The 8,858-nt window shown below is 66.7% G+C and carries 6 protein-coding genes; 3 read left to right on the forward strand and 3 right to left on the reverse strand.

Going from position 1 to position 8,858, the window contains the following annotated elements; translation table 11 throughout:
- Positions 1 to 68 precede the first annotated feature (68 nt).
- Entirely contained in the window at positions 69 to 2,081 is a 2,013-nt protein-coding gene (locus JW876_11055; GenBank protein ID MBN1886045.1) for a T9SS type A sorting domain-containing protein, read from the forward strand.
- An 86-nt stretch (positions 2,082 to 2,167) separates the two neighbouring features.
- Here the strand turns inward: JW876_11055 and JW876_11060 are convergent, their stop codons facing one another.
- Together JW876_11060 and JW876_11065 are read right to left on the reverse strand one after the other, a co-directional pair.
- Positions 2,168 to 3,610 (reverse strand): serine hydrolase, encoded by a 1,443-nt coding sequence (locus JW876_11060; GenBank protein MBN1886046.1) that lies wholly within the window; start codon positions 3,608 to 3,610, stop codon positions 2,168 to 2,170.
- A gap of 189 nt (positions 3,611 to 3,799) precedes the next feature.
- A complete protein-coding gene (locus JW876_11065) occupies positions 3,800 to 6,103 on the reverse strand; it encodes a PD40 domain-containing protein (protein ID MBN1886047.1) in 2,304 nt (767 codons plus the stop codon).
- Between the two features lie 182 nt (positions 6,104 to 6,285).
- On the opposite strand from JW876_11065, the gene JW876_11070 reads away from it, so the two are divergent.
- Positions 6,286 to 7,092: a hypothetical protein gene (locus JW876_11070; protein MBN1886048.1), complete on the forward strand. Its 807-nt coding sequence runs from the start codon at positions 6,286 to 6,288 to the stop codon at positions 7,090 to 7,092.
- A 65-nt stretch (positions 7,093 to 7,157) separates the two neighbouring features.
- Positions 7,158 to 7,901 carry a hypothetical protein gene (locus tag JW876_11075; protein ID MBN1886049.1) on the forward strand — a complete coding sequence of 248 codons (744 nt, stop codon included), beginning with the start codon at positions 7,158 to 7,160 and terminating at the stop codon, positions 7,899 to 7,901.
- A 126-nt stretch (positions 7,902 to 8,027) separates the two neighbouring features.
- On the opposite strand, the gene JW876_11080 is transcribed toward JW876_11075, so the two are convergent.
- Positions 8,028 to 8,858: T9SS type A sorting domain-containing protein (locus JW876_11080; GenBank protein ID MBN1886050.1), on the reverse strand; the 831-nt coding region annotated here is incomplete at its 5' end.

The raw sequence follows: 8,858 nt of genomic DNA on the forward strand, positions 1-8,858 counted from the left end.
GAACCCGATGGAGAGAAGGGAAGACGGTCATGACAACGACGAATACGACACGAGAAGGAGGTCCTTCGATGAAGAGACGTTACCTCGCCGCGGCGATCTCATGTCTGCTCATCTGCCTCGCCGCTCCAGGCGCGAACGCGCAGTGGGCAGAGCACGGGGTTCCGGTCGTCGCGCAGCCCAACAGCCAGTCGTACAACTGCATGGTGTCCGACTGGAACGACGGCGCGTACGTCGCATGGGAGGACTACCGCAACAACGCCCACTACGAGGTCTATCTCCAGCGGCTCGGGCCGTTCGGCGACCCGCTCTGGGCCGTGGACGGCGTCGACGTCACCGGGATGCTCGCCGTCGATCAGCGGGCCCCCGCGATCACGCACGACGCCGCCGGGGGGGTCATCGTCGCCTACCAGGACAACCACATGCTGAATTTCAACATCAAAGCCCAGCGCGTGAACCCTGACGGGACCATCCAGTGGGCCGTGACGGGGGCGGTGGTCTGCAGCGCGTCGAACGACCAGCTCTATCCCGTGATCGCCCCCGACTGGTACGGCGGCGCCTATGTCGCCTGGATCGACGAGCGGGACGCGGGGAACGGCAGGGACCTCTTCATGCAGCGGATCGACGCCGACGGCGTCCCGCAGTGGGCGGCGAACGGCATCCCCGTTTGCACCGCCCCGGGCAACCAGGAGTATCCCGAGATGATCGAGGACGGCACGGGCGGGGTCATCATCACGTGGCACGACAAGCGCAACGACTTCGACGGCGACATCTTCGCCCAGCGCGTCAACTCGAGCGGCGTCGTGCAGTGGGCGATCGACGGCGCCGGCATCTGCGTTGAGCTCGCCTCCTCGCAGAGCAGCCCTAAGATCGCACGCGACGGGTTCGGCGGCGCGGTGATCGCCTGGTCGGACAGCCGCGGTCCCAAAAGCAACATCTACGCGCAGAGGATCAACTCGGCCGGCTCGGTGCAATGGACGGCGAACGGCATCGCCGTCACCTACACCGATTACGTCCAGCACCAGCCCGACATCGCCTACGATCCATGGAACTACGGCGTGATCATCGCGTGGAGCCACGGTACGGCGAGCGGATCCAACCTCTTCGCCCAGCGGCTCAATTCAGCGGGGACGCCGCAGTGGAGCGGCAACGGGGCGTACATCTGCAGCCAGGAAGGCAACCAGACCTATCCGCGGGTTATCCCCGACTACTTCGGCGGCTCGTACATCGCCTGGATCGACGAACGCAACTACCAGCAGGACATCTTCATCCAGCACATCGACGGGGACGGCATCAACTACTGGATCTCCGGGGGCATTCCCGTGGCGGTCAGGCCGGGCTCGCAGGGATCCATCGATCTGGTCACGACGAACGACTACAGCCCGATCCTTTCATGGCTGGATCAGCGGATCCTCGACAGCGGCAACGACGTGTTCGCGCAGCGGATCGACCGGCACGGCTACTGGGGGAACCCGGCGCCGCGCATCACCGGTGTCGACGACGTGCCGAACGACGCGGGCGGACGCCTTCTTCTTTCCTGGGACCGTTCGCGCGTGGACGCGTTTCCCGAGGAGGTCGTCACCCGGTACGAGGTTCTGCGCAGCCCCGTCATGGACTACGCGTGGGAGACCGTGGCGTCGATCGACGCCTACCAGCTCGAACGCTACGCGTATACCGACACGACGCCGGCCGACGACTATACCTATTATTACCAGGTGATCGCCCACACGGCCGATCCGCTCGTCGACTGGCAGTCCATGGTGGCGACCGGTTCTTCGGCCGTCGATCTGGCGCCCGCGCCGCCGCAGGCGACCCGTCTCGCGCAGAACTACCCGAACCCCTTCAATCCGACGACCCGCATCGCCTTCGAGCTCAGGCGCGACGGGCGAGTGCAACTCGAGATATTCGATGCGGCGGGGCGGCTCGTCCGTCAACTCGTCGACGAAAAGCGCGGGGCCGGCGTCTACGACGAGACGTGGGACGGCCTGAGCGGCGCCGGCGATCGCGTGGCGAGCGGCGTCTACTTCTACCGCCTCAGGACGGGAGCGTTCGAGGAGACGAGGAAGATGGTGCTGCTCCGGTAAAAGACCGCCCTCGTGAGAGACACGCTCCGGGCCGGCGGGGAGTGACGCCGCCTGCCCGAAACGGGCGAACGGAGGTCGGCGGTTTACTACAGCGCCGGCAAGAGCTTCTCGAGAAGCACGCCGGCGATCGCGTCGCCGCGGTCGGTGTCGAAGCGGGCCGTCGTCACGACGACCGTATCGAGGTCGGGGATGCAGACGATGTATTGCCCGCCGGTGCCGCTCGCGAAGAAGAACTCGTGCTTGCCGTCGGGGCTCGTCATCGTCTTCCAGCAATAGCCGTATCCCGTGCCGTGGGGCGTCTCGTAGCGGGGCGTCATCGATTCCGCCACCCAGGCGGCCGGCACGACCTGCCGGCCCTTCCACCTGCCGCCGTCGAGGTACAGCTGCCCGAAGCGCGCCATGTCGCGCGAGGTCATCCGGCAGCCTCCCGCGCAGCTCGGCCTGTCCTCGCCAGCGATGTCGAAGAGCTGGAACCGCTTGACGCCGATCGGATCGAGCAGGTACCGGTACGAGAACTCGACGATGCTCATCCCGCAGGTCCGTTCGATGATGTGGCCGAGAATGTTCGGGTAGCCGCTGTTGTAACACCATGTGGCGCCCGGCTTCGTCGCGAGGGGTTTCGCCAGGACGTACCCGATGTAGTCGCCGGTCGCGCCGGCGATGTGCGAATCGCATCTCTCCGGGTCGGCATGGTACGTCGATCCCTCGTTCCACTCGAACCCCGCCGACATGGTCAGCAGGTGCCGGATCGTGACGTTCCGCTTGTCGCCAATGAAGAGGGAATCGTACCCGGGCAGGTACCGGTACACGGGATCGTCGATATCCCGGATGCACCCCTCGCGCAGGGCGAGGCCGACGAGGGCCGAGGTCACGCTCTTCGTCACCGACTGCACGCGGTGCAGCCTGAGGGGATCGCAATTGTTCAGGTACTCCTCGAGGACGATCCGGCCGTTCCGGACGACGAGGATGCTGTGCATCCAGGGGTGGTTCCCGGCGAGCTCGTTCACGAGGTTTTCGATCGCCGCGACGTCGATGCCGGAGTTGCGGATGTCGGACGTGCGCCAGCCGTCGCCGCATTCGATCGGCTGCCGGTAGCGGTAGGGGGAAGGCATCTCCCCGCGGTATGAGCGGAGCGTGGCGGCCGGCTCGGTCGTCCGCTCGCCGCGCATCACGATATCGCCGCCGTTTCTCGTCATCACGAGCGTTTCGATGCCGTCGCCCTCCCCCCGCTCGAAGGCGAGCTCGTATTCGCCGATCCATTCCCCGCGCATGCGGAAGAGGTGGCTGCCGGGCGCGACCCGTTCGAGGGGGATCGGATCGTCCGCGAGATCGAACAGGGCCACCAGGCTGCCCGCGGCTTCCTCGACGTGGACGAGGAAGACGGCGTCGTGATCCCTGCAGTCGAAGAGATAGTCGCCGACGAGGTCGGCGGGGAAGACGGCGCGATAATCCGGCGAGCACGAGACGGCGAGCGCGCCGACGAGGATTGTCGAGAGCAGTAACGCCGCGTCGGAACGGAAGGTGCTCATGACGAAATCCTTTCTACTGGCAACCGACGGGAAGCGGCGTACCGGTCGTCCGGGCTCGACGAGTCGTTCGTTGTCCGTGAGCAGTTCCCCCATTCATCAATGATACGTCCCGGGCGACGGGTTGTTTCGGTCGATTTCCGACGGTGACCGGAACCTGGACGTCGCTTCGCGATTACGGGTCCGACTTTTTCACCGCCGCCGATCGCCCGCCGTCTCGAAGACGCGCACCGGCTCGGGATCGAGCAGGCGGTCGACGTGCGCATCAAGACCGGCGCGCGCCACGAGCGACATCCGCGTTCCGTCGAAGACGACGAACGCCATTTCCCGGCCATCGGGGCTCCATGCGGGCTGTCCTTCCCTCGCCATCGATTTCGTCAGGAGCGCCACCTGAGCGCCGTCGGGGGTGACGAGGTAGATGTCGGTCGAGCCCCAGTCCGATGCCGTCACGGCGATCGCCTTTCCCCCGGGATGCCAGGCCGGTGCGAAGTTGACCTTCTCCGGGGCGGGAAGGCGGACCGTGCCGCCGTCGACGCGATCGCTCACGCAAAGGCCTCCGTCGATCCGTACCCAGGCGACGTGCCGGCCGCCGGGCGAGATCGCCGGGTAGGCGCCTCCTTCCGAGCCGGCGATCATCCCGAGCGCACCACTCTCGAGATCCTTCATCCAGACCGCGGCCGTACCCGAGCGATCCGAGACGAAAACGATCGTGCGGCCGTCACGCGACATGGATGGCGACCGGTCGACGGCAGGGTCGGTCGTCAATCGCTCGAGGCGGCCGTCGGCGCCGTACCGGTAGAGATCGATGTTCCCCCCGGCGATCGTGGCGAAGACGATGCTCCGGGAATCGGGTTCCCACGAGACCGGATCGTCGAACGCGGGCGTTTGCAGAATCGCTCTCGACTCGCCCCCGTGCGGGGAGACGATCCTGATCTCTCCGCGCCCCGTGTCGTCGTAGGCGCGGTAGGCGATCGATCCGCCGTCCGGGGACCAGACCGGGCCGTAGATCGTCCGGTTCCCGTGGGAGGCGAGTTCGCGACGCGACGCGTCGGGAGCGAGGGGGTTCCGGCGGTAGACGAGGACGCCGGGGTGGAAGAAGAACTGCCGGTAGCGCAGCTCGCCGGTGATCACCGCCTGGTCGAAGAGGAGGGTGAGGAGAACGGGGCGGTAGTTGCCGATCGTTTCGTAGTGCAGGACGAGGTAATCGACGCCGCGCGCGTGGAGATGGTCGAGGATGTCGTCGTAGGGCGCGGCGGGGATCTCCACGTATTCGCCGCCGGCATAGAAGGCGAAGAAGGGCTTCCGGTCGGCGATGAGGGCGCCCTCCTCGATCGACGGACGGAAGGCGGCGGCCGCGGGCTTCGTCCACGCGTAGCCGGCCGAGACGGGCTCGGTCAGTTGCGCACGGTTGACGTAGAGACCCGCGGCGACGGAGACGGCGAGGCACGCGGCGGCGATCCGCGCCGCCCGCTTCGTTTGGATCGACTCGAGCCCGGCGACGGCGAAGAAGAGAAGGGCCGGGATATAGGGGAGGACGAACCTCGCCTCGCTCCTCACGGTGAAGAGAGGATAGAAGAGGAAGGTGGCGAAGAGGGCGAGGAGGACGTTGCGCCGTCGCCGCCATATCCCGTAGAGGGCGAGCAGAAAGACCGCCGGCGTCGCGTGTCGGGCGAGGAGCAGTATCTCGGCCGGGAGACGCCGCAGCCAGGTGAGCAGAATCCCCGCCTCCCCGCCCTCGCGGACGACATCGGCGATCGCCTCCTCGCGGCCGCTGAAGTCGATCCACGCCTCGCGCAGCTTCCAGTAGCCCGCGCTCGAGCCGAAGGATTCGGTCTTGGTCAAGAGGACGAGCCGGTCCCGCGCGATCGACTGGACCGCGACGTTGACGGCGTAGGCGGCGACGAAGGCGCCGGCGAACCGGAATAGCCGCCGGGGGGCGCGCATCCTGATGAGGCCGAGCACGCCGGCGATCGCGAGGGCCTCGGGGCGTGTGATGGCGGCGATGCCGAAAACGAGCCCCGCGGAAAGGTCGCGTTCCTTCGCGAAGAGGAGGAGGCCGAAGAGGATCCAGAAGAGGTACGCCGTCTCCGACATCGTCATCGACGAGAGACGGACGAAGAGCGGCGTGATGGCGAGGACGATCGCGGCGGTGAACGCGTGCGTCCTCGATAGCCAACGGCGGCAGAGGAGAAAGAACACGATGACGGCCCCGGCGCCGGCCAGTGCGGCGACGGCCTGCGCCGCACGGACGCCGTCCCTGACGATCGGCAGCAGAAGGGCGACGAGGGCGGGGTAGCCGACGGGAAAGACGCTCGCCTTGAGCGCCCCGTGCGCGAGCGCGCGGGCCTGGCCGATGTAGGAGACGCCGTCGTTCGTGACGAGATCGAACGCGTCGAGGAAGGGAATGCGCGCCGCGAGGGCGATCGCCGCGAGGGCGATGCACGCCCTGCGGTCACCGGCGAAAAGCGATCCGATACCGCGGTCTGCCGTGGTCATGATTCGGGAAGTATGCCCCAACCGTTCGCTCGAGCGCAACGGTTCAATCGTTCATCGGCGTCTCCGCGGGAGGTCGATCGAAGAAAGGACGTTGATGGTTTCCGCGAAATGCATTACCATATGGTATCCACCATTACTGAACGGGTGCGATGATCCGCGCCCATCGCGAGAGGATGTTCACGATGCTCCTTCGAAGGATGGTCGTCGTCGCATGCGTGCTCGCTGCATGGCTGCCGTGCGGGTGTTCCGATCCGGGAACGTCGCCCACCGCGACCGGGCAATCCGGATTGCCGTTTCCCGAGGAAGATGCACGGATGGTGGCGTCCTTTCTCGCCGACGAGGCGACGGCGCCGCCGGGGCTCGTCGCGGCGATCTCGCATGAGATCGAGGAGATCAGGTTTCTCCGGCGCGACCTGCGTGACGTGCGGTATACCTTTCGCTATGTTCCCGGAAAGCTCAGGCTGATCGTCGATACCGGGACGCTCGCGGCGATCCAAAGCGGCACGTGGGAGCCGTTGAACCGCCTCGACGAGACGTGCGGGGTTTCCGTCTCCGTGACGGACGGCGTCTCGTGCGGGTATGTCGATCTCGCGTTCGACGACGTCGTCAATCCGGTCCCCCCGGCCCGGGCGTTCGAGGCGACGGACGGCATTCTCCGCGTCATCCTGGAGAGAAATCCGGAATACGATTCGTACGTGAACACCCCGGCGTACCGCGGCCGCGAGAACATATATGTCGGCGAGACGGAAACGGGGCGGGCCTACGTCTTCGTCAAGAGCGTCGTTGACATCGAAGCGGGCCTGGACAGCGACGATCTCTGGTACGCCGTCGTCATGGACGGGCGGCTCTCGCGCGTCGATCATTACCGCCGGCACGGAGGGGAAGAGACGCCCGGATGGTACGACGAGGCGATAGAGATAATCCGGAACACGGTGCATTATGGATTGGATTCCCGGCGGGGAAGAACCGATCCGGTTCTCCCCGATTGACATGCCGCCATCCCCACCGGAACGCGGGCGGAGCGACGATTTGTTTGCACGCGAGGAGGTCAGCAATGCCGCGTCATCGCGCGATCGCCGTCATGTTCGTCATCGCCGTCTCGATGCTCGGCTGCCAGAACTCCGGCACCGAGCCGGCGGGGGATGATCCGGGGGCCGTCGTCGATATCCAGCCCTTCCCGTCCGAACAGGCGACCCTCATGGCCCTCTACCTGTCAGGAAGGATCAGACCTCCCGAGGAACTGGCCGGGGAGATCCACGACGAGCTCGCGGGCATCGCGGCGGTCTATGCAAAAAACTACCCGATGCTCGGGTACGGGGGGTTCCACCTGCCGTGGCAGCCGAGCGTTATCAGCCTCCACGTCGACGAGCCGACGCGCGAGGCGATCGCAGAGGACGCCTACCATGCGTGGGACGCGCTGAACGACGAGTTCGATCTCGAGGAGATGGATACCCATATCATCCGGTACGGCTGGTGCTCTCTCCGGTTCGGCGGTTTCCTGCACCCGGTGCCCCTCGGCGAGCGGTACGCCGCGTTGCCCGGTATCGTGACGGCCGGGCCGAACGGCATCTGCGGCGACGGCTCGAACGTCTTTCCGCGCACGATCGAGGGCGGCCGCTCGTACCTGTATTACCGGGGATCGGGGGACTGCCCGAGCGGATGCATCCACAAGGAGTACTGGTACGTCCGCGTGATCGACGGCGAGCCGTCATTCGTCGGCTACTGGCACCGGCACGCGGACCCCGTGGAACCGGAGTGGTGGGCGGAGGCCGAGCTCAACCGGTTGCGCTTCCGGTAGCGCCGGGCGCTGCGGCCGGCGGGACTGCGAGAGAGAACGGTTCGCACGGATTCATCGTCGAGCACGAAAAAGCGGGAGGGACGTCGCCGTCCCTCCCGCTTCGCGTGTGCTCCGGAACGCTCAGGCCTACCGCAGCAGGATCATCTTCCGCGTGGCGGAGAATTCCCCCGCGTTGAGGCGGTAGAAGTAGATGCCGGAGGCGATGTTCGTCGCCTCGAAGGTGACGGCGTGCTCGCCGGCGGGACGGTTCCCGTCGACGAGGGTGGCCACCTCGCGGCCGGTCACGTCGTAGACCTTCAGCGAGACGCGCTGCGCGCTCGGCAGGCTGAAGCGAATCGTGGTGACCGGGTTGAAGGGGTTCGGGTGGTTCTGGCCGAGCCCGTAGACATGCGCCTCGGGAGTGCCGAGCCGCGGGCGCTCGCCCTTCGACAGGACCGCTTCCGCCTGCTCGGCGGAGAAGACCTTGCGCGGGAACTCGACGACGACGCCGTTGGGCAGCGCCGCGAAGAGGCCGAAGGCCTCGCCGTCGCCGTTGGCGGCGGGATCGAGGAACCCGCTGGCGAAGACGACGGCCGCGCCGCCGGCCAGGCCGGTGAGGTCGATGTCGTAGAGCCCGTAGTACGAGAAGTTCCAATCGCCGACGCCGCTGTAGTTTCCGAGCACGAGCGCGCGGTTGTGCGCCGCATCGAGAGAGCGGTAGCCGGTCATGTCCCCGTACTTCGCGTCGTCGACGACGAGCTTGCCGAAGAAGACGTAGACGTCCACCATCGGCGCGTCGGTCACCCCGTGCAGGGTGAAGAACTCCACCTTGGTCGGATTCTCGGCGGCCTCGCGGGCGCCGGTTTTCAGCAGCAGGGTGAAGCCCGTGTCGCGTCCGTCGGGGTTGGCCGCGAAGGCGGCGGGATCGAGGACGCCGTTGGCGATGGCGACGTAGGTCTCGCCGGCGGTGAGGGTGAC

It is taken from the genome of Candidatus Krumholzibacteriota bacterium, from assembly GCA_016931295.1.
In the GTDB taxonomy this organism is placed as follows: domain Bacteria; phylum Krumholzibacteriota; class Krumholzibacteriia; order Krumholzibacteriales; family Krumholzibacteriaceae; genus JAFGEZ01.

Excerpts from the sequence above, each read along its gene's own strand:
- JW876_11055 (MBN1886045.1), top strand. The coding sequence starts at position 69 with ATGAAGAGACGTTACCTCGCCGCGGCGATCTCATGTCTGCTCATCTGC.
- JW876_11060 (MBN1886046.1), bottom strand. The coding sequence starts at position 3,610 with ATGAGCACCTTCCGTTCCGACGCGGCGTTACTGCTCTCGACAATCCTC.
- JW876_11065 (MBN1886047.1), bottom strand. The coding sequence starts at position 6,103 with ATGACCACGGCAGACCGCGGTATCGGATCGCTTTTCGCCGGTGACCGC.
- JW876_11070 (MBN1886048.1), top strand. The coding sequence starts at position 6,286 with ATGCTCCTTCGAAGGATGGTCGTCGTCGCATGCGTGCTCGCTGCATGG.
- JW876_11075 (MBN1886049.1), top strand. The coding sequence starts at position 7,158 with ATGCCGCGTCATCGCGCGATCGCCGTCATGTTCGTCATCGCCGTCTCG.